Source organism: Pedobacter sp. 05T44, from assembly GCF_056395985.1.
This window is the reverse complement of record NZ_JBFTKO010000002.1, coordinates 99,525-121,034: the sequence shown is the minus strand read 5'-3', so window position 1 is coordinate 121,034 and position 21,510 is coordinate 99,525. Positions and strand designations below refer to the sequence as shown.

Annotated in this window: 16 protein-coding genes; 5 read left to right on the top strand and 11 right to left on the bottom strand. The window is 39.3% G+C overall.

The annotated features are described in order from the left end of the window. Positions 1-17: 17 nt before the first annotated feature. From AC1DDK_RS05295 to AC1DDK_RS05265, 7 genes are all read right to left on the bottom strand, one after another. Positions 18-1,439: a PKD-like family lipoprotein gene (locus tag AC1DDK_RS05295; protein ID WP_288879088.1), complete on the bottom strand. Its 1,422-nt coding sequence runs from the start codon at positions 1,437-1,439 to the stop codon at positions 18-20. 10 nt (positions 1,440-1,449) lie between these two features. Further along, positions 1,450-2,277, bottom strand: a complete 828-nt coding sequence (locus tag AC1DDK_RS05290; RefSeq protein WP_172659983.1) for a DUF4843 domain-containing protein — start codon at positions 2,275-2,277, stop codon at positions 1,450-1,452. Between the two features lie 17 nt (positions 2,278-2,294). Continuing rightward, entirely contained in the window at positions 2,295-3,785 is a 1,491-nt protein-coding gene (locus AC1DDK_RS05285; RefSeq protein ID WP_288879087.1) for a RagB/SusD family nutrient uptake outer membrane protein, read from the bottom strand. Between the two features lie 32 nt (positions 3,786-3,817). Next, positions 3,818-7,222 carry a SusC/RagA family TonB-linked outer membrane protein gene (locus tag AC1DDK_RS05280; RefSeq protein WP_477611804.1) on the bottom strand — a complete coding sequence of 1,135 codons (3,405 nt, stop codon included), beginning with the start codon at positions 7,220-7,222 and terminating at the stop codon, positions 3,818-3,820. A 192-nt stretch (positions 7,223-7,414) separates the two neighbouring features. Continuing rightward, a complete protein-coding gene (locus tag AC1DDK_RS05275) occupies positions 7,415-8,587 on the bottom strand; it encodes a FecR family protein (protein WP_288879085.1) in 1,173 nt (390 codons plus the stop codon). A 99-nt stretch (positions 8,588-8,686) separates the two neighbouring features. Further along, the gene (locus tag AC1DDK_RS05270; protein WP_172659980.1) at positions 8,687-9,268 is read right to left on the bottom strand and encodes an RNA polymerase sigma factor; all 582 of its coding nucleotides are present in this window, start codon (positions 9,266-9,268) and stop codon (positions 8,687-8,689) included. A 344-nt stretch (positions 9,269-9,612) separates the two neighbouring features. Continuing rightward, positions 9,613-10,653 carry a methyltransferase gene (locus tag AC1DDK_RS05265; protein WP_172659979.1) on the bottom strand — a complete coding sequence of 347 codons (1,041 nt, stop codon included), beginning with the start codon at positions 10,651-10,653 and terminating at the stop codon, positions 9,613-9,615. Between the two features lie 846 nt (positions 10,654-11,499). On the opposite strand from AC1DDK_RS05265, the gene AC1DDK_RS05260 reads away from it, so the two are divergent. Together AC1DDK_RS05260 and AC1DDK_RS05255 are read left to right on the top strand one after the other, a co-directional pair. Beyond that, positions 11,500-12,459, top strand: a complete 960-nt coding sequence (locus tag AC1DDK_RS05260; protein WP_172659978.1) for a D-2-hydroxyacid dehydrogenase — start codon at positions 11,500-11,502, stop codon at positions 12,457-12,459. Positions 12,460-12,467: 8 nt separating this feature from the next. Then, positions 12,468-13,616, top strand: coding sequence for a glycerate kinase (locus AC1DDK_RS05255; protein WP_337716664.1), 1,149 nt, complete (start codon positions 12,468-12,470; stop codon positions 13,614-13,616). Positions 13,617-13,888: 272 nt separating this feature from the next. Here AC1DDK_RS05255 and AC1DDK_RS05250 read toward each other — a convergent pair whose 3' ends face one another. Both AC1DDK_RS05250 and AC1DDK_RS05245 read right to left on the bottom strand, forming a co-directional pair. After that, a complete protein-coding gene (locus AC1DDK_RS05250) occupies positions 13,889-14,113 on the bottom strand; it encodes a hypothetical protein (protein WP_337716662.1) in 225 nt (74 codons plus the stop codon). Between the two features lie 218 nt (positions 14,114-14,331). Beyond that, complete coding sequence (locus tag AC1DDK_RS05245; RefSeq protein WP_337716660.1) at positions 14,332-14,931, bottom strand: insulinase family protein; 600 nt, start codon at positions 14,929-14,931, stop codon at positions 14,332-14,334. Positions 14,932-15,133: 202 nt separating this feature from the next. On the opposite strand from AC1DDK_RS05245, the gene AC1DDK_RS05240 reads away from it, so the two are divergent. From AC1DDK_RS05240 to AC1DDK_RS05230, 3 genes are all read left to right on the top strand, one after another. Then, entirely contained in the window at positions 15,134-15,826 is a 693-nt protein-coding gene (locus AC1DDK_RS05240; RefSeq protein ID WP_337716659.1) for a LytR/AlgR family response regulator transcription factor, read from the top strand. Positions 15,827-15,932: 106 nt separating this feature from the next. Further along, a complete protein-coding gene (locus AC1DDK_RS05235; RefSeq protein WP_337716657.1) occupies positions 15,933-17,789 on the top strand; it encodes a tetratricopeptide repeat-containing sensor histidine kinase in 1,857 nt (618 codons plus the stop codon). A 170-nt stretch (positions 17,790-17,959) separates the two neighbouring features. Next, entirely contained in the window at positions 17,960-18,796 is an 837-nt protein-coding gene (locus tag AC1DDK_RS05230; protein ID WP_337716655.1) for a hypothetical protein, read from the top strand. A gap of 38 nt (positions 18,797-18,834) precedes the next feature. On the opposite strand, the gene AC1DDK_RS05225 is transcribed toward AC1DDK_RS05230, so the two are convergent. Both AC1DDK_RS05225 and AC1DDK_RS05220 read right to left on the bottom strand, forming a co-directional pair. Next, complete coding sequence (locus tag AC1DDK_RS05225) at positions 18,835-19,581, bottom strand: LytR/AlgR family response regulator transcription factor (RefSeq protein WP_172659972.1); 747 nt, start codon at positions 19,579-19,581, stop codon at positions 18,835-18,837. A 12-nt stretch (positions 19,582-19,593) separates the two neighbouring features. After that, the gene (locus AC1DDK_RS05220) at positions 19,594-21,504 is read right to left on the bottom strand and encodes a histidine kinase (protein WP_337716653.1); all 1,911 of its coding nucleotides are present in this window, start codon (positions 21,502-21,504) and stop codon (positions 19,594-19,596) included. Between the last annotated feature and the right edge of the window lie 6 nt (positions 21,505-21,510).

The following is a 21,510-nucleotide window of genomic DNA, read 5'->3' as shown; positions in this document are numbered from 1 at the left end:
TGTTTTATAAGTTTTATTTATCGTACTGCCACATCTATCGGAGCACCTGGGATTCCTTCAATCTTTTTGATGAATGTTCCCAGTTTTCCGGTTGAAATATCCAGGTAGTAAATGCTACCTGCTACACCCACCATAATGGTTTCTTCATTTTCAGAAAGTCTGATCATCGTTACTTCCCCTCCACCAAAATCGGTTAACAACTCCCTTACATCTTCATTGATTGGGTTATATCTATATACTTTAGATCCTGAGCTAAGGTAGATGATTCCGTTTTTGGCACCTTGCCATTTGGTTTTCTCTGTGATGAGTTCCTGGCGAATAAAAAGGCGTTTTCTTAATGGGCTAAAGGTAAAAGGACCAGTAAATTTCACATTGAAAGAGAGCTCGTAGATTTTTCCCTCTCCACTTTTGCAATAAGCAAAGCAGTCGCTGCTGTTGAGCTGTTCCATATGAATCAGGTCCATCCCTACATTTTTCGGATCAAATATTGCAGTCGATTCAGAATCGTACTGCGTACCAAAATAGGTGGGCCCATTATATACGTTGAGCCTGACAAACTGTTTTAGATTGCGTTCGAATCCGATAAAATAGGTCCCCTGGTTTTGGTTAAAATTCATAATAAATGAAGGTGCGAGTTGATACTCGCCTTCGGCCGCGCTAAACATGCCATAAGTAGGTGATTGGTCCCAGGTATTGGTTGTTCCGTAGGTAAGTGCATTGCTGATCACACCGGCCAATATACCTTGAGGATGCTGTTTGAGCTGGCCAACCTCCAGTTTATCGGGCGCAGCAAAAAAATTATCAGCAATGGTGTTAGGGTATTTTGGATCTTCCTGCATAGTATTGGCATTTAATCGTATTCCACCACCTTTAGTGATGATCCAATAGCCAAGGAGTGTACCACCTGTAGTAGTATTTTTCATCAGGAAAAGATTCATAGGGTCTTTTGGTAGGTCTTTTCCTTGCATGGCCTGATACAGGCGCGCCTGCACTTCTCCGTCAGTCTTAATAAACGAGAACTGAGTGGTGCCGTTTTCCAAGCTCAATACAGCGGTACCTGAGCCGAATTCTGTACCCCCATCTACGAAGAAATCGTGGAAATATTTCATTCCGTTTGTCTTATTGTAAACAGTAAGGCGAGCTTCATACCTTTGGGCCTCCAGGCCAAATATGATTCTAAGTGCCGGCCCGATAAATTTTACATCGTTACCCGTCATCACGCTTATGCGCCATTGCAGTTCTATGTCATCTCCCTTTGTATTTTTTATAGTGGGCTTGATGATTAAACTATCTCCAACTACAGCAGTATAAACTGAATCAAGATTTGACACTTCTGGTGCAGCGGGCATATTGATTTCATAATCGCCCAAATCTTTATGACAGGCAGACAGGGCGATTATAGTCAATATTATTAATCCTATTTTTTTTCTAAGGCTCATCTTTATGTTTTTAAATAACTTCTTTTCCATTTTCATCTATGAAGTAATATTTTCCAGTCTGTGTATTTTTCCTCAGCAGCGTTTTTTTACTAGGATTTCCGGTATTGAAAAAATAATAACTATCCGAATTTCCAGGGGTTACTTCTTCCAACACATACCCCTTAGCCACATTCTTGGTAACCCAATTAAAAGGATTGTTCATCATGATGGTGAGCAAGCCAGTATAGTAAAGGTTTTTAGGTGCATCCAGGCCACCTTGAGAACCGGTGGTCATAGAAGTTTGACCGGTCGTGATGTAAAACAATTCGTGCTTGGTCCTTGAATAATTGGTCAGCCACGTATCCCACCAGTCTGGTTTTTCCAATTTGGCAGAAAATACTACTTTAGCCCGCAGCATTGTGGGATTTTTTACACCAAAATCATCAGAAGCAATCAGCTTGATAATGATAGAAACCGATTTTTCTTCCAGAATCTTATCCTTGTTGTACATGATGACCGGAATATAGGCCGTACCCGCGTCCGCCGGCATGGTGTAAGTGCTTTTCAATGGCTGATAGTGTTGTTCGGGAATAGCTGTAGATGAATCCGATTCTACCCGTACATTGTACGTTCGGGCAACAGATGTTCTTATCCCTGACAGCCGGACAGGTAACAACAAGGTGTCCTGAGCTTTGGTAGGCGTATAGGCAAAGGTCCTGACAAGGCTATCTTTGTCACCATTGTATATATCGAAATAGACATTGGCTTCATTACTAAACACCATTTCTTCTGCTTTTTTGCAGGAGGCAATGGACAATAGTAGCAGGATGATGATGATATATGATTTTATAGTTCTCATAATTATGTTCTTATAAATTATCTGCCTCCGTAAACAATTTCATCATTCGGAAGTGGCAATACGAATATTTTATCTGAAGGCGGGATTGCACTTCCTGTTGGTGCAGCAATAGCTTTATTAAGTCGCTTGTACATGTAGAACATCTGGCCTTCAGCAAGCCATTCTTTGCGGGCTTCTTTTAATAATTCATTAATAAGACCGTCTTCCGAAGGAACTGTTAGCTGATTTTGAAATCCTCTGGCAGCACGTACTTCATTAAAGTATTTCAGCGATTGTACAGGATCTGTTGCATAGCTACATTCAGCAGCGATGTAATACATCTCACTTAGCCTTATTGCGGGTGCCATCAGGTAATGCAAGTTGGCATTTGCCTCTGTACTGAGCGAGTTTCTATTGTACTTTACAATGTCATACCACCTGCTGCTTACATCTGCCATTAGCGTAAGCCACTGTTTGAAGCGAAGGTCTTCTCCCCCAACGGTACCCGCTTCATAAATTAACCTTGCATCGTCTTCCAAAAGGAAGAAACCACGGGTACCACTTTTAAACCAGTTTTCTTTGATGTCTTTTGCAGAGCCGGGGATATACCAACCAAATAACAGTTCCTTGTAAAGGATACGGTCTTTTTTTGCTTCATCAAAAGCAATAAAATCGCTTTGTGCGGTCCAAGGGAATTTATCCGAGTCGATCACTTCCTTGGCATTTTTCAGTGCATTTACTTTATCATTTTTATAAAGATAAACCCGGGCCAGTGTCCCGCACACCGCGTAGTAGTTCAGGTGATGTCTTCTGTTCTGGAGGAACAATATTGGGGAGCTCTCTTCTGTATTTTTGGTTGTATCTGTGACCAGTGGGTAGTTGACTTTATATCCCGCGCTGCGAATGGGATCATTAGTCATTAAGGTTTTAGCTTGTTCCAGATCTTGAATCAACAGACCCATTACTTCGGTAACCGACGACATTGGCGTAACCTCCTTGGAGTATTTTTTTGCGAATGGTATTCCGGGAGCTGTTGGGTTTTTGAGGTAAGATGGGGCAAACAAACGCAACAGGTCGAAATGTAAATAAGCCCTTAGGGCTAAGGTTTCACCTTTAATCAATTCATAGTTTGATCCGGTAAATACATTTTTACGCTCATCGATATTACTCAATATCAAATTGCAATTGACAATGGCACTATACAGGCCGCTCCATATTTTGTCCTTACGTTCAATGAATTTTCCATTGGTGTAGTTGTACAAGGAAGTTTGTCTGTAGTCCTGTCCGTCCGTACCAATAGAAAAATTTTGGGCAAGCGCTTCAGTAGTTCCAAATGTCAGCTCTTTCCCATATAGGTCATGACTGGTGCTCTTGATGTATATTCCATTTAAAGCTTCCATGAAACCATTTTCGGTACTGAAAAGAACCGGAGCCGATATTTCTGATTCTGGCTGAACTTCCAGCCATTTTTTACAGGAACTCAATGAGCCCGCAAGTAAAATGAAACCGATTAACAACTTAATGTTCATATTTTTATATTTTATCTGTTAAATAGTAAGACCTAAAAAGTAGCGTTGACCGAAAAAGTGATGCTTCTTGCAAAAGGATAATCAATCCCTCTTTCCTGTTTAATCGAGGACCATCTTGTTACCTCATTGGCAGTTACGGCAAACCGTAAGTTAGACATCGACAGTTTTTTGGCATATTTCTGATCTATATCGTAGGATAAATAAAGCGACTGCAGATTAAGCAGATTATCCTTTTGAACAAATCTGGAATTTACTTCTGTAGTGCCTAAATCTGCGATGTTTTTGTAAAAGGTCAAGTCACCGGATTGTTTCCATTTTCCTTCAAATACCCGCTTATCTACATTGTACCTTGCATCTGCGTTCTCTACCCGATCGACCAAGGTCTGGTTGTACGTATCCCCTCCAAAGTAAGTCTCGAAATTAGCAGTAAGATTAAAGCCTTTATAGGTGAATGTTCCACCGAAATACCCATTGACCTTTGGATCGGCATTGCCTACCACTACGATATCTCTTTTGTCGTAATCGTAAGTAAGTGTCCCATCTCTTTTTACATAAAGCTCACGACCGTTTTCAGGATCTATACCTAAGGAACGTACTGCATAGATGGCATTGATGGACTGACCTTCATTATACCTCAACAAGGGTACTCCTTTGAAACCTCCATCCTTTTGATCTACTGATTGCAGTTCATCGGCTTTGTCATTGTATTTTTTCAGGGCGTTGGAAATCCTGACAATACGATTTCTATTGGCTACCATGTTTGCTGTCAGGTTTACCGACCAGTCTTTTCTGCGAATGGCATCCCATCTTATCCCCAGTTCAGCTCCTTTATTTTCCATATCCCCAAGGTTCTCTTTGTAAGAAAGGAAGCCCGTTGATGGGGGAAGCGTGATGTCTGCAAGGATATCTTTGGTAAATTTCCTGTAAACTTTAGGAGAAATGGTTAAACGGTCTTTAAACAGACCTAAATCTATACTGATATCGGTCATTAAAGTTTTTTGCCAGGAAAGATTTTCGTTGCCATAATTGTTCACTGTGGCACCGATACCGGTTGAATACCAGTTATCAGACGAGTAGTTGTAAGTCGTTCTGGAGAGATAGGGATCAAACAATACAGAGCCGGTAAGTCCCGTTGATACCCTCAGTCTAAGCTGACTGATGACACTGTTGTCTTTGAGGAAATTCTCGTTGTGAAGATTCCAGCCCAGTCCGAATGACCAGAAAGGCGCAAGTTTATTGTCCACACCAAATTTGGAAGAGCCGTCAATCCTTACGGTAGCATCCATCAGGTATTTGTTGTCATAGGAATAGTTCATGCTCATGAATGAGCCGAATAACCTGGACCGCTCAAGCCTGCTGTAAGGCCTTCCATTTTCTGCATATCCTTTCGCAAATCCGATGTTTGAAAACCGGTCATTGGCAAAACCCAAGGCAGTATACTCCTTGGCATCCGAGAGCTCGGTACGTATGTTTACACCGGCCATCACGTTAAAATAGCTTTTGGCTATTTGCTTTAGCCAGGTTAAGCGGATATTTCCGTCCCAATAGGTTTCTTTCCTGTTTTTGTTGGTATATTCTCCCTTTTCATCAATTTTTGCCGTTTCATAGAGGTAATATCTATTAGCAAGGGGAGAAATGAAGATGTCATCTGTATTTGAACGGCTTGTTAAACTCATCTGCCCCCTTAGTTTAAGGTCTTTCATTAGCTCCAGTTCAGCAGAAAGGTTATCGATGATCTCCATATAAGAGGATTTGTTAAAACTGCTCAGTTGTGCATCGTATAACGGGTTGAAAATATAGGATTTTTCACCTGCTGAATTTTCCCAGATATCTATCACCCGGTTAATGTTTCCATTTGCATCGGTCATCGGGTAGTAAGGGTTTGTTTTTACATAGTCCGCGAAATTGCCATAGGGAGATTCATTTCCCGTCACCTGAGTAATAGAAAGGTCATTTCTGAATTGAAATTTGTTGACATTATAAGTAAAGTTCATGCCCCCAGAATACTGGTCCCTTGCAGAACCTTTCATCACTCCAGGCCTGGTTTGGTACCTCAGGTCAACACCATAACGGAATGCCTGAGAACCACCTTCCAGATACACAGAGTGCTTCTGTCCGGCCGTGGTACGAACCGGCTGCGACAACCAGTAAGTGTTTACCCCTCCGATTACGTTTGCGAACTTATGATAATACAGTTCCTCTAAATGATCCTGAGGGATATTCTCGTGACTAGAGTCGTACAGGCCGGCAAGCACTTCATATCTTAGTTTATCTTCAGCATTTAGCACCTGATAATCACTCAGGTCTGCTCCGGTAACATTCAATTCGTAATTATAGCTCACCCGTAACTTACCCTCTTTTGGTGCTTTGGTTACAATAACCAACACGCCGTTAGCGGCCCTGGCTCCGTAGATGGCAGTAGCGGCCGCATCTTTTAGCAGGGTAACCGATGCCACACGGTTTACGTCCAAATCAAATACTTTTTGCACATCAACTTCATAGCCATCCAGGATAAATGCCGGCATGTTCACGCCACCCGAAATCGCATCCCTTCTCAATACTTCGCCATCACCACTTGGCAATGCCGAAGATCCACGTACATTAATGGAAGGTATTCTGTTTGGATTTGAACCTGCAAGATTGTTTTGCACAAGCCTGAATGACGGGTCAAAAGCACCTATACTCTGTAAAAGATTTTGAGGATTTATGGTTTTTAGCTGATCTCCGGAGATCGCTATAGCAGTGCCCGTAAAGCTATCTTTTTTTATGGCTTGATAACCGGTGATCACTACATCATTCATTTGAGTAACCTCATCTTCGAGTTCAATGTTCAGGAACTTCTTCTCTCCAACCTTTACCTCCTTTACCTGATAACCTACGTAAGTGAATAAAAGTACGTCTTCTGGTTGCGCAGCGATCCTGAATTCTCCGGCAGCATTGGTCTGGGTACGAATATTGGAATTCGACTTGAGCGACACATTCACCCCAGGCATGGGTTGCCTGGTTTTGCTGTCTGTCACCTGACCAGAAATCTCGACAAAGTTATTTTTTATGCTTTCTAAGGTTTTATTGCCGATCTGGTTCCTGATGACAATGGTATTGTTTATAATATTGAAGGTCAGACCCTGCTGTTCCAGCACGGCACTCAGGGCCTCACTAAGCGGTACATTTTTAAGTGCAACATGAATTTTCACACGGTTCACATTAACCTCTTCGCTGTAAAAAAAGAGATAGCCTGTTTGCTGTTTAATGTCCTGAAAAACAGTCTCAAGTGTGGTGTTACGTCTGGAAACACTTATTTTTTGCGAATAGCTTGCGGCGGACAAATGCATGGCGCCGATCAGTAATAAAATAGCAGTTAATTTCATCACTATAAGGAATTTGTACTTTACCCTCCGCATTTCGCACGCGGGGTTGTAAAGAAAAGTTAATTTCATACTTTTGGAATAGAATTAAGTGAATAAATAACAGCCCGGCCTCAACATCTGGCTGTTGACCTTTTTTTGAGCCGGAAGTGGTGAGACACTTTCGGCTTTTTAGTCCTGTGGTTCCTAGTGGTGGTGGTGTAGTTTTCTTATCATCTGATAAATGGTTTGTAGTTAAAAATTCGGTTAGTTTTGTATGGTGGTTTAGGGTTGTTCATTATTGGAAGGGTCATACGATACATATACCGTTTTGCCCTTTAAGTTCAGTTTTATCTGATTGAGCTCAAGGATTTTAAATACCTCAGAAAGTTTGCTGTTCCTGGATATGCCGCCGAAGAATTTCTTATCAGGAATAGCTCCGTTATATACTATCTTAATGTTATACCATCTGGAAATTTCGCTCATTACAGATTTCAGGTTATCCCCATCAAAAATGAACACGTCGTTGATCCATGCCATCTCCTTATCCAGATTAACCTGAGCGGTAGCAATGGAACCGGTACTTTCCCTGCTAACGCTGGCCTGCTGCCCGGGAAAAATAATTATATGGTGCTTTCCGGCTACAACTTTAACAGAGCCCTCAACAAGCGTAGTTTTGATTGCACTTTCATCTGCATAGGCCTCCACATTGAAATGCGTCCCCAAAACCTCTACTGTTTGTAAACCTGAAATCACCTTAAAAGGATGTTGAATATTTTTGGCAACTTCAAAATAAGCCTCGCCATGGAGGTCAACTACCCGCTCCCTCCCTTTAAATGAGGTCGGAAAGCTTACCGAAGAAGCTGCATTAAGTTTGATCCTGGAACCATCAGAGAGTACAACAGTATATTGACCGCCGTTTGGAGTGGTTATGGTATTCATTGCAGTTTCCTCAGTTAAATCTGGGCTGGCTGAAACCTGATAGATCACTTCTCCATTATCTTTTTTAGTGATGTTGATCCCCGACTGCTGTGCGACCTCTCCTGTTTTAACCTCGTTCAATACAATTTTATTCCCATTAGCTAGTGTAAGCACCGCTTTATTACTTCCAGGAACAACGGTACGATCCATTTGTGCTAGCAGATCATTTTTTTGCCGGTAAGAGACCAGATAAATTGCAACCGAAACAAGCAGCAGCGCAGCTGCGGCAGCGCCGTATTTCATCCAGCCATAACTTAGTTTTCGGACTCTCGGACGTTCAATTCGCCTGTCAATATTTGCTTTAATATCATCTCTTAATTCCGAAAACTGAGACTCGTTGTCACCATTAATCAGCCCGTCATTGACCTCAAACATATTGTAGTAAGACTCCAGGAATTTTATTTCCTCAGAACTAGCAGTTTGTTGTCTATATTTTTTAAGAATTTCTCTAAAATAGTTTTTGTAGGCGCTTTTCATGATCCGTTTTATACTTATATGAGTCGAAAAACTCAAATTAGCCCACGCGGTAAAAAAATTTTTATTTTTTCACATTACATCAATGAAGAAGCCGCTTTTTTACCGTGCCTGATAGTATAACATAACTGCATAAAAGAGCATTAACGATGTTCTGAGCTTATTCAAAGCCTTGCCTAATTGATTTCGCACTGTTTTTGGAGAAATCTGCAGCCTCTCAGCAATTTCCTTGCTACTTAAATCATCTTCAAAACGCATTCTGAAGATGATACGCTGTTGCGAAGGGAGGCTTTCAATCAGCTGATCAAAAGCTTCAAGAAATTCGTCATGTAATATTTTCGCATCAGCATCACCGAGCACGCCTTCAAGTTCAGCTGCAGTATCGGGAAGCGCCGCATACTTACCCTCTTTCTCGAGATGTTTAAATACCCCATTTCTGGCCGCAACATTTAAATAAGCAGGAAGGTTTTCAATAGGACTTGCTGTACCCCTGATCCAAAGCTGAACAAATACATCCTGAGCAATATCCTGAGACCGTTCCATATCATTTAGCCTTTTAAAGGCAGTATTAAAAACGAGTTTCCAGTATCTGTTGTATAAAATGTCAAACGCATACTTATTACCCTCACTCAGTTGGAGCAAGAGCTCATGGTCTCCGATACTATTTAGACTTTCAGGGCACATCTTCACCTATATCAACCAAATCTATAAATATTTATAATATTCCCTGCGCTCATTTAACATAAATAGCACTATACCTCTGCTTTTTAATACCTCTGATTAAAAATCCTCCTTCAATATTGACATTGGAGTGATTTTTTAGTAAAAAATAAAGCAAAGTTCACTACACATCAAGCACAAGACTAATAAAACCACCACCTAAACTATAGTTTGTTAACTTTTTTACACCAGAGCACCCGTTTAGCAAAGATATCGCACATTCCTCATGAATTACAAATGCCTAAGGCACGCATGGACAGTTAGCAAGAATGTTCATAGAATAAAGCAGGTAAAATGTTAATGCAAGTTTATTTATAGGCTATTGCCGCGCTTGATGGCCCTGCTAATGGAAGAAGTGAGGTGGTTCTAAATCCGACAATATTAGCCCATCTGTTAAAGTCTGCAAATGTATAATCAAATCCCGTTCCTGTTTCAATCAGCATATTTAAACTCATCATCATACCAAAAACATTTTGCTTTCTTTCGTCATCTATGATGCCTTCAATAGCTACAAATGCCCCATTAGCTGGGAGAGCATCATAAGCTTTTTTCATTAAAGAAATTTTATTTTCTTCGTCCCAGTCGTGCAGGATGTTCCCCATTACCACAACCTCGGCATTGGGTATTGGCATGGTAAAGAAGTCGCCGCTTGCGGCTTTTACACGATCTGATAATCCGAATTGCTGGATGGTAGCGTTTGCAATAGGCTCAACCGGAGGCAGGTCAAAACTTGTACAATGCATATGAGGGTTATATTTTGCAACCATAAGCGAAAGCAACCCGGCTGAACCGCCTATATCAACTAATGTATTATATTTTTGAAATTCAAATTTTTGAGCAAAGGTCATAAAATTCCCCATTTGAATGCCGCTCATTGCATTGGTAAATTCTTTTAATTTTTCAGGGTCCTCATATATTAAACCGAAAAAATCCTCACTTCTTTTGGCTTCGTTTTGAGGAAGTCCCGTAAGCAGCCCCTCGCCTAAATTACCCCAAAATCCATATAAACGATTGTTCATCATTTCAAGGATACCTCCAATATAGGACGGCTTATTTATATCTAAAAATGTATCTGCATCAATGGCATTCGAATAAATGGCTGTTTCCAAAATACCTTCACGCGTTAAAAAACCAAATACAGTTAACGTATCTAAAAAATCATAAACATTTCTGTCTGTACATTTAAGTCCTAAAGTTTCTTTGACATCTTTGGCTTTCATAGTTTTCTTTTCCGAAAGCTTGCTGAATAATTGAAAACTCACAGCGGTCAAAAGAATTTTTGAAGCCCAAAAGCCTGTTCCAATTTTCATAATGTTTTCAGGCGATGGCTGATTAGTTTGCGGTTTCATTTTTTTCTATTAATTGTCAGTTTTAATAATTGGTCGTGCCCCCGGAAAATTCTACTGAAGCCTGGTTATCTAAAATACAAAGATTAATTGGATATAAAGCCATTATCTAACTGAACAACAATAATTTACTGCAATTTCTAAACAATCTATCTGGCCTTCGATTGTACTGTTATCATCACTATCGAAATCTAATGTGCTTTTTGACCTTACCTGCATTATTCCCTTTGTACAAAAGGTATATGGACAATGGCAGTAGCAACATAACCAGAAGGCACACCAAAGCAGGCAAAAATATAATTTTTACAGCAGCGATAGCTTCATCCAGATCTACAATAGCCCTCAACATAAGGGTGGCAGAAAGGCAGATCAGAAACAAAAGCAATGAGATTAGATAGTACCTTGTTCTAAGCATAGATTTTAAGATTTTATTGTGATTTCTGTCTGTTGGTATCTATACGAGTTGAGAATACAAAACGCTACAGACAATAATGCTATTAAAACAAGTGATAAATGCATGCTTTGATAGTAGTTGTTAGTACTGCTTCAGGAAACTATATAATGAGAAATATTTTCAACTTCGTTTAAAAACGCAACCAGTTTTGTATTTTAAATAATTGTTATCTTTAGTAAACCAATATAAATTAATATGGTAAATATAAAATCTAAAGAAATGCTATTTGCTGGACTAATGGGAGTAGGCGGTTTTGATCTTACTACTAAACTCCTTTACCCGATAAAATATCTTGCACCAACCTTTATAATATCATTAGCAGTTTGGCTTTATTGCTTTTATGTGAATAGGTCAGTAAGAAAATACGGGAAACAAAATAGTCGTGACAGTATTTTATGAAAATCGTAATACTAGACGGATATACACTGAATCCAGGGGACCTGAGCTGGGACGAGTTAAAACAATTTGGTGAAGTAACCCTGTACGATCGCACCCCAGTAGACAAAGTTGTTGAACGCACAAAAGGGGCAGATGTTATATTTACCAATAAAACACCGGTAAACGCTGAGGCATTAAACAGTCTTCCGGACTTAAGATACATTGGAGTCCTGGCCACTGGTTATAATATTGTGGATACCGCAGTGGCCAGGGAAAAGGGGATAACAGTAAGTAATGTACCAGGTTATGGTACGCCGTCTGTCGTGCAACTAACCTTTGGCCTTTTACTGGAACTTTGCCTACATGTACAGCGCCATAGTGATGCGGTAACCTCCGGCCGCTGGGCTTCCGCTCCCGACTTTTGCTTCTGGGATTATCCGCTGGTTGAACTGACAGGAAAAACAATGGGGATTATCGGATTTGGTGATATAGGCCGGCAGGTTGCTGATGTGGCCGCCGCATTTGGAATGAAAGTTATTGGAACAAGCCGGAACCGGACAGATCAGTCTCACCGCAGTAATTTTAAATGGGCAGAAATACCCGAACTGCTGGAGCAGTCAGATGTTGTCAGTATCCATTGCCCTCTAACACCTGAAACCAAAGGGCTCATCAATAAAGAAAACTTACAGCGAATGAAAAGCAGCGCTTTTCTTTTGAATACCTCAAGGGGCCCTATCATTATCGAAGAAGATCTTGCCGAAGCATTGAACAACAGTAAAATTGCCGGAGCGGGCCTCGATGTGCTTTCTGTTGAGCCGCCTGCGAAGGACAACCCGCTTTTCGGTGCAAAAAACTGCATCATTACACCTCACATCGCCTGGGCAACAAAAGAAGCGAGAGCCAGGTTAATGGAGGTAACTATTGCCAATTTGAATGCATATAAAAATGGGAATCCTGTAAACGTGGTAAACTTGTAACTGAAGACATGATGCACATCCTGATTTCCCCCAATGCCTTTAAACACAGTCTGAATGCCGAAGAAGCTGCGTTTGCTATTCAGGAAGGTTTAAGGCGAAGTAAGGCCGGTGTGACCACTGAGTGTTTCCCGGTAGCAGATGGCGGGGATGGTACAGCAACCTTAATTATAAAAAAATGCAAAGGCACATTATTGGATGTGGCAGTACACGATGCGCTGGGCAGACCAATAAATGCTGTATTTGGCCTGATCGATAATGGTGCAACAGCCGTTATAGAAATGGCAGACGCATCAGGAATAAGGTTACTTAAACCCGAAGAGCTTAACCCTTTGCGTGCCAATTCTTCCGGTACAGGGGAAATGATCAGAAAAGCACTTGACCAGGGGGTTGAAAAAATTATAATCGGCATGGGTGGCTCAGCTACTGTGGATGGTGGCACCGGCATTTTGCGTGCCCTTGGTGTCCGTTTCTTAGCAGCGAACGGCAATGAGTTAGCCATTCTTCCTAAGGATCTTAGAGATTTAGCGACTATTGACCTTTCAGCCCTTGACGAAAGAATATTGAAATGTGAAGTGATTGTTTTGTGCGATGTAGACAATATGCTACTAGGTAACCAGGGATCTGCGGCTGTATTCGGCCCGCAAAAAGGTGCCTCCCCGGATGAGGTAAAAAAATTGGACCAGGCGCTTAACAAACTTTCAGGCGTGGTTTTACACCATACAGGCAGGGATATGGCTGCGATAAAGTACGGAGGCACTGCAGGAGGCGCAGCTGCAGGCTTATATGCATTTCTGAATGCCCGACTGGTAAATGGAATAGATCATTTTCTTTCACTTACAGATTTTAATTCTTCACTGGAGCGGGCAGATCTGGTCATCACCGGGGAAGGGAGTATTGATGCGCAAACCTTACAGGGAAAAGGGCCTTTTGGCGTAGCATACCGTGCCAAACTTAAAGGGCTGCCTGTGGTTGCCTTCGCGGGGAAGGTGCCACTGAAACGGAATGTAAATTTACAGGCATATTTCGATGTATTAATGCCTATTGGAAACCAGCCAGACGATCTCACAACTGCGTTGGCATGTACAGCAGATAACCTTACACGGACAGCCGAAACATTGGGCAATATGCTGGTCTTGATGCCAGAGAAAAGAAGCTGAAATAAAAGGCATCAGGAACTGATCACTACATTTATGTTATCATGATGCATGTTTAAGTGATAATGGCCACTGCTCACCAGAATGGTGAGAAAAGTTACATATTTTGCTTCTGGTCGGAAAACAAAAAAAACCTGAAATCAGTTGATTTTCAGATTTTTAGTTGATTTTAATATTAGTCTATGCGGGGTAGCTGGGAGTCCCTTGCAACACCTAGAGGTCATTTTATCGATCATAATGGAGATTTACAAGAAAAAATGAGCGGATGTTTTAGGCTATTTTCCCTCACTGCTTTTCAATTTCCAAATAAAGCCATCCAGTACATAATGCGTACTTTGTGACAGTGCAAGTAAAGGGACTAGAAAAGTTAGTATACTGATGTCCATTATTTGTGGCAGGGAAGAGAAAATAGAAAATACGTTGGTGTGTTCCTTCCATATAAAACCATCCCACAAACCTTCCTCGATATAAGCCGGTAAAGTAAGTATTAGGATAAACACCAAAACACCATATTTACCAAATGTGGCACGCACCAACATATTCCCGAATGCGGTGCCGATTCACGAAGCCCTATTGCTCTATTGTAATGAATTGATTTAATGCAAATAAAGCCCTAGCCTAAATCCAATCTCATATCAACCTGTATATACCATAACAGGAAAAGCTGCAAAAAAATAATTCTGTACAGCTAATCAATAACTCATCCATTAAATTTAGGCTATTTGGTAGCCAATAGTTCCGAGTTAGAACGGTTGTTCCATTCCCCAAAAGATTTCTTTGCTAAAGCTTTAGCCTCGGAGACAGAGATATTGCCCACAATAGTCAGATATGCATTTGAAGGAATAATATTCTTACTATAAAATGCTTTGATATCGTTTAAAGTTATAGCCTGAAGTGATGCCTCTGTAATTGTTTCGGGATAATAGCGGTCTTTCGCATTCACACTAGTAATTACTTTTGCTAAGGCTGTTTCAAAAAAAGTTTGGTTTAAGGCAGGTTCCTGTATTGATTTTGAGAATATCATTAAGGTGGCAGCAAAATCGGAGGTATTTGCAGCTATATTACCGCCCTTATCGCTGAAATTCATCATAACGTTAAATACTTCTTGCACACCAGATTTACTGCTTTCAGTTGCTCGCTCATCTGCTGTAAAACCTGCAAATATTTTTTTACTTTCCCCATTCTCTGCAACAATTATGGTCAACCCATTTTTTAGTTTAAAACTAACAGGATCTTTCATTGAAATGGACTGAGCACTGGCTAATTGGACAGATAATACTGAAATAATTACGATGATAAAGTTTTTAATAGTTTTCATAATAGCTTATATTTTTGTGAATTGATTAATCAAAACTATTGCTGAAACACGATCTGCGAAACGAAAAGGAGATAGAAAGGCAAATTCTGTCGTCGAAATGGGGATTTGAAGCGTTATAATTTATAGTGATGTTTAATACGGGCTGTACCTTTACTGAATAGAAATATTAACGTATATTGGATTAATAAATAGATTATTTCTGATGAATTGCTTAATTGTAGATGACCAGGCGGTATTTAGAGCCGTTTTAAAGAAATTAATAACTTTAGACCCATCCTTATTCTTGGTTGGTGAATGTACAAATGCCGCCGAAGCCCATCAGATTATTCTTAACAACGATATTGATATCATTTTTTTAGATATTGAGATGCCCAGAATGAGCGGAATTGAGCTAGCAAGATTGTTAGAGGGTAAAAACCCTATGATTATTTTTACTACTTCTCAAATAGATTATGCTATAGAAGCTTTTGATTTAAACGTAGTTGATTTTTTAACAAAACCAATAGGATCTGTTCGGTTTTTGAAAGCGGTACAAAAGGCTCGAAATCTGATCAAAACCAAAAAGCAGGCTGCAAATGAAGCAGATGAATTTGTGTTTATCCGAGATTCAAATATCATTAAACGAATTAAATTATCTGATATTTTATACTTTGAAGCTAAGGGAGACTATATAAAAATTTTCCTTTCAAATACCAACTACTCTATCCATTCATCCTTGAAATCTGTAGAACAAAAATTACCCGAAAATACATTTTTCAAAGTGCACAGGTCTTTTATTGTTAACCTTGGAAAAATAGATTCCATTGAGGGGGGCACATTAATCGTCAATCACACTATGATTCCTGTATCTGACACCTATAGACCGCTATTAAATAAACGGATGCAAATTCTGTAACCATCTCAAGGCGCAATCTATAAATAAATGAAATGAATAAGTCTATTTTCAATTGAGTTTATTTAAATTAAAAACTAAATTAGTTTGATCTATTCCTATTTTCACCATGCGCTTACCAAAACTATTGCCTTACTTTTTGCCGGTCCTACTATTTTGTTATGGCACAATACAAGGACAATCCAATTTAATAAGAGCAGAGAAACAGAAATTGTCTTCTGTTAAAGACAGTATCGGTTATATCAATTCCATAAACCGCTTAGGAATGCTCTATCATATGCGGAATCTGGATAGCGCTCTTTATTATAGTATAAAGGCCAAAGAGATGGCCACTAGGTTACAATATCCGAAAGGAGTAGCAGATGCTGATAATGTTATAGCGACTATTTTCGCTATGAGGGGGATGTACCAGGAATCTCTTCAACTATTAACCCAAGCATTGTCTGCTTATAGCGCTCAAAAGGACAGCGCAAACGTTAGTCAGGTAACAATAAATATGAGCAATGTATATGGAAGTCTTAATGATTCTACAAAAGCTCTTAATCTTTTGAGACAGGTCATTCGAACAGGAAGTAAAGACAGTATTATGAGCCTGGCGTATGCCAATTATTGCATGGCTAATTCAACTCTTTCTGATGATAGTAGTCAGTACTATATAAATAAAACTCGGGAAATTGCTTCCAGGTATAATGATTACCGAATGCTAATTGGAGTAAAGGAGTTAGAATCCGATTTTCTACTAAAAAAAGGTCGTATTAAAGAATCGTTAAAGGTGCTGGCTGATGCCTTAGCTGAAGCGCGAAAATATGAGCTTAATGAACAGGAAATTTACTTGTTGAATTCCTACGCCCGATATTATAAAAACCAACCAGATAGTGCTTTGCATTATGCATGGAGTAGTTATCAATTGGCTAAAGAAAACGGTTATGTAGTGGCGTTGATCCCATTATTGCAGGATGTTTTAAGCTTTACTGAATTATTGGGCAATAAGGATAAAATTATCAGCGTTCAGAAGCTACTGGAAACCACAATGGCCGAAGAGAATGAGAATTTGAAAAAATTTGTTGGAGATTACATTAAATACAATATCATACAAGGTGATAATGCTGTTTTAAGTATCATAAATAAAAATAGCAAGACCAAAATATGGCTGCTGGTGTCCATTTGTGTAGTCAGTTTATTTCTACTCCTTTTCATGTATCGCTTATACCAGGTTTCGCGTAAACATGAAAGTGAGCTGGGAAAACTCAACCGGCAAATATTGGAACAAAATAAGACCCTACAGGCAACGGACGAATTCAAAAACAAACTCTTCTCTATTTTAGCACATGATTTCAGAACTCCACTTATCTCTACAATAAGCATTGCTGGTTTAATGAAGGACAATCCAGAATTTACGAAAGAGGAAATGGAACAGTTTTATGGTGATATAGAAAAGAGAGCTTCAGATATGCTGGAGTCATTCGACATCATATTGCAATGGATCAAACAACAATTGTCCGGTTATCAATATAAAGCTGAAACACTAGTACTGCATGACCTTTTTAGTGAATCGGCTGACATTGTTATGCCGCAAATGATTCCAAAAAAGATAACATTGTCAAACCAAATACCAAAATACGTAATTGCAACATCGGATAAGGAAATGCTACAATTCGTTAATCGAAATTTACTGTCTAATGCCGCTAAATTCTCCCCTGAGGGTGGGACAATTACAATTAGTTGCACACAGGACGATCATTTGATTACTATATCCATAACAGATGAAGGCCGCGGAATGGATGAGCAGACGCTCAGTAAACTATTTTCAGTATCCAGTAACTTCGGTTCATCTACACAACATGGAGCGGGGATAGCCCTTTCCATGTGCAAAGATTTTATTCAAAAACTTGGGGGTCGAATTTGGGCACAGAATGCAGAACCAAATGGCGCCATATTCTCATATTCCATTCCATTAAAAGCATGATTCCTTCTTTTTCAGATTGCCAACTTATCCATTTTATAAAATGTTCAATATCATCCATTTTTTAGCTCATTGTTTTTACCCGGGAGCAGTTACACAAGTGACAGGCCTTTATTGGCAAGATCATCTTTTCATTAAATAAGATTCTTATCTTAGAGAAACTAAATATAAGTATGAACGCTAAAATTATCTCTCTTACCATCGCTATATTAGTGATCTTCTCCCTAAATTCATCTGGGCAAACCCGGCTTAACATTGAAGGGACCTGGAGATTGGTATCTCAAAAAATTATAAATTCTGAAGGCGGTGTAACTACTTCCGATAGTGCCGCTTTAAATCAGATAAAGGTTTATACGCCAACCATGTTTGTTAATGTCGGCGAAAGAAGAATACCACAATTAGACAATCAAAAAATGGTAGTTTCTTGTGCCGGCGGCCATTATTCTTTAAATGGCGACGTTTATGAAGAGTTTACAGAATTTGCTTCCTATAAAGACTATAAGGACCTAAAGGTGAAGTTTAAATTGACAATGGAAAATGGCAAAATGCATACAGTTGGTACCCTTTCGGGTGCTGATGGAATCATCACCACTTACGATGAATGGTATAGCAAGGTTGAAGTTCCGACACAAAGCAAAGAACTAACCGGGACCTGGAGAGTAATATCTCAGCGGGTAAATAATCCTGATGGCAGCGTGTTTACTGCAGATAGCACCTCGGCAAGCATGCGCAAAGTATTTACTCCGGGCATGGTTGTAGTCATACGTGAACAGGCTATTCCAAAGGCAGATAACCAGAAGCTTGTAGTATCCTGTGCGGGTGGCCTATACACCTTAAAAAATGGTGTTTATGAAGAGTTTATTAGTTTTGCTTCATACAAGGATTTTAAGAGCATGAAAGCAAAATTTGATTTAAAATTTGAAAACGGTAAGCTCCATACATCCGGCATACTTACAGATGGAAATGGGCAAGAGGCGGCTTATGATGAATGGTTTGTGAGGGCCGATTAGCCGGTATATTCCGAACAAACAGATATGAGTTTATCGAACTAAGCAATATTCTCTAAATACTTTAACACCTCTTCCTTTTTTCGGCTTGAGACCAATATCTGTGCTTTATTTTCCATCAGTAAGTAACCCTCACGGTAATACTTTTTAACGAATTGAAAATTTACCAGATAAGATTGATGGCACCTCAAAAAACCGAATGGGGTAAGTGAGCTCTCATATTCTTTTAGCCCTTTTGAAACAAGTATTTCTCTTCCATCTATTAAATAAAAGGTTGTATATCCTTTATCACTCTTACAAAACACAATGTCATCTATCGCAACGATTTCAATGCATTCGATGCTTTTTAGTGCAACACGTCTGGCTGCGCCTACTCCTTGTGCAAGGTAATGTGCTTTGGCAATGGCCAATTGCTGCTGACTAAAGCTTTCCTGTTCCCGATGATGAAAACATTTATTAAAAATTGCACTTAAAGAAATCTCATCTATAGGTTTAAGCAGGTAGCCGAAAGCACCTAAATTCAATGCTTGAATTGCATACTGATCATAAGCAGTAAGAAAAACTACCTGAAAATCATTCATTCCGATCTCATCGAAAAGGTGAAAGCTATCACCATCCTTTAGCCGGATATCCGCAAGAATAATATCCGGTGCCAATGCAGGTATCTCGATTGCAGCTATCGAAACTCTATCTGTGACGCCTACTACTTCGAGATAGCTGATTTTTTTTACAATCTGCAAAATATGCTGCATAATTCGCACTTCATCTTCGAGGATATATAATTTCATTTTTATCGTCTTTTATTCTTCAATTAAGGGTATTGTGATTTCAGCGATTACGCCATGGCCTTCTTTTTTATCGTTAACCGTAAATTTTGCACTTTGCTCATGTGATGAAAAAAGTAGTGCCAATCGCTCTCTCAAAATAACCTGGGCTAAGGATTGCTTCTTTTGTTTGTTTACATCATTACTTCTGAGTCCACTGCCATTGTCATCCACACTTATGAATAACATCTCATTTACCTTGTTAAATGAGATGTTTAACATGCCTTTATGACTTATAAGTCTAAAACCGTGTTCTATGGCATTTTCTACAAAGGGTTGTATAAGCATTGGAGGGATAAGTATGTGTTCAAGATTTAAACCTTCATCTACAATTATCTGATAATCAAACACACCTACATAACGCATTTGTTGAAGTCGGATATAGTTATTTAAGGAATTTAATTCTTCACTTAACTCAATAAAATCCTTTCTGTTTTGCTCTAAAACTCCTCGCAGTAAACTAGAAAATGAGTTAAGATAACAAACAGGTTCTTCAACATGACCCGAGGCTATTAAACTCTGAAGGTTCGCAATTGCATTAAAAATAAAATGTGGATTTAGTTGAGTTTGCAACAACTTTTGTTCAATATTTAGTCTTTGGTTCTCAGATTTTAGTAATCTGTTTTTTTGCTTTAAACGCTGTTGATTGTAAAGAATATAAAAGAAAAGAAAAATACTCAAAAAAATCAATGTGAGTAAAACAAGCGTCCAGCGTTGCTGCTTTATAGCGGCTTCGTTTAACTTATTTCGCTCGTTTAGTTCTTGAATACTTTGGTCCTTTTTTTCAGTTTCGTATTTCTCCTGCAATTCCGCAATTTTAACCGCTTCAATTGCCTGAAAATTCCTGAGTTCGATAGTATAAGCAGAATCTGCAGCCTCCATCGCCCTGGCAAAATCTCCCTTTAGTACATAGGCATCTTTAAGGCCGTTGTAATACAGTCCTTTTCGTTTTTTAAACAGATTCTTTTTTTCGAGTTCAATACCCTCACGATAATATTTGATTGCTGAATCGGGCTGCTTATTTCGAATAAAAGATGTGGCCAGATTGTTAAAAGCAATGTCATTTAGGTTGTTATGTTTTTTCAGATAATTGAAATATAACCTACTATATTGCAAAGATTTTTCATTCTGATTCTGCCTGGCATAAATCTGCGATTCATTATCGTAGCTACGGGCAATGGCAAGGCTGTCACCAATTTTAACAGCCAGTTCACGGGCCTTGCTATTATAAAACTTCATTTTCTGATCATCTCCTAATCGAGATGCCAGCAGAAAAGAAATATCATAGTAACGTTGTTTAACAACTGAATGAGTTTTATATGGATGATTTTCATAATACAGCCCCGAGTATTTGAACGATGCTTTCTCATTCTGGTTTTGAAAATAAGCTTTGGCCAGCAAATCGTAAAATCGGTAAGTAATAGGGCTATGAGTCCGTTCTGCAACTTCCATAGCGGAAATTATTTTTTCCATTACTCCTGATTCTACCAATAGTCCATCTCCAAAGCTCTGACTTAGAATACTGTAAGTCTTCAATAGTTCTATCGTGTCATTGAGCCTTTTGCTTTTCATCTTCTGATACTCCGCAATCGCACTGTCTCTTTTCTTTTCTAACAGATACTTTCTCCCTTTGAAATAATGAAGATAGGGGTCAACTGGATTGTTATAAATCTTAAAAAGACTGTCATGCTTATCAATTACTCTTTTGTAGGTCTCAGTTGATAGGGTATCCATCGCTATAACTGCTTCCAGATAATCCTTTTCAGGATTGCTCCTATGCATATTTTTTTTCTGCATTTTAGAAGTATTTTCTTCATTTCTGCATGCACAGAATATCAAGGCACCACAAAACAGAAAACGAACAAGAGGGGTTACTGTGCTATTCATTCATTA

What these genes read in the sequence shown, in the direction of transcription:
- AC1DDK_RS05295 (WP_288879088.1), bottom strand. Translation starts at nt 1,439, where the DNA reads ATGAGCCTTAGAAAAAAAATAGGATTAATAATATTGACTATAATCGCC.
- AC1DDK_RS05290 (WP_172659983.1), bottom strand. Translation starts at nt 2,277, where the DNA reads ATGAGAACTATAAAATCATATATCATCATCATCCTGCTACTATTGTCC.
- AC1DDK_RS05285 (WP_288879087.1), bottom strand. Translation starts at nt 3,785, where the DNA reads ATGAACATTAAGTTGTTAATCGGTTTCATTTTACTTGCGGGCTCATTG.
- AC1DDK_RS05280 (WP_477611804.1), bottom strand. Translation starts at nt 7,222, where the DNA reads ATGAAATTAACTTTTCTTTACAACCCCGCGTGCGAAATGCGGAGGGTA.
- AC1DDK_RS05275 (WP_288879085.1), bottom strand. Translation starts at nt 8,587, where the DNA reads ATGAAAAGCGCCTACAAAAACTATTTTAGAGAAATTCTTAAAAAATAT.
- AC1DDK_RS05270 (WP_172659980.1), bottom strand. Translation starts at nt 9,268, where the DNA reads ATGTGCCCTGAAAGTCTAAATAGTATCGGAGACCATGAGCTCTTGCTC.
- AC1DDK_RS05265 (WP_172659979.1), bottom strand. Translation starts at nt 10,653, where the DNA reads ATGAAACCGCAAACTAATCAGCCATCGCCTGAAAACATTATGAAAATT.
- AC1DDK_RS05260 (WP_172659978.1), top strand. Translation starts at nt 11,500, where the DNA reads ATGAAAATCGTAATACTAGACGGATATACACTGAATCCAGGGGACCTG.
- AC1DDK_RS05255 (WP_337716664.1), top strand. Translation starts at nt 12,468, where the DNA reads ATGATGCACATCCTGATTTCCCCCAATGCCTTTAAACACAGTCTGAAT.
- AC1DDK_RS05245 (WP_337716660.1), bottom strand. Translation starts at nt 14,931, where the DNA reads ATGAAAACTATTAAAAACTTTATCATCGTAATTATTTCAGTATTATCT.
- AC1DDK_RS05240 (WP_337716659.1), top strand. Translation starts at nt 15,134, where the DNA reads ATGAATTGCTTAATTGTAGATGACCAGGCGGTATTTAGAGCCGTTTTA.
- AC1DDK_RS05235 (WP_337716657.1), top strand. Translation starts at nt 15,933, where the DNA reads ATGCGCTTACCAAAACTATTGCCTTACTTTTTGCCGGTCCTACTATTT.
- AC1DDK_RS05230 (WP_337716655.1), top strand. Translation starts at nt 17,960, where the DNA reads ATGAACGCTAAAATTATCTCTCTTACCATCGCTATATTAGTGATCTTC.
- AC1DDK_RS05225 (WP_172659972.1), bottom strand. Translation starts at nt 19,581, where the DNA reads ATGAAATTATATATCCTCGAAGATGAAGTGCGAATTATGCAGCATATT.
- AC1DDK_RS05220 (WP_337716653.1), bottom strand. Translation starts at nt 21,504, where the DNA reads ATGAATAGCACAGTAACCCCTCTTGTTCGTTTTCTGTTTTGTGGTGCC.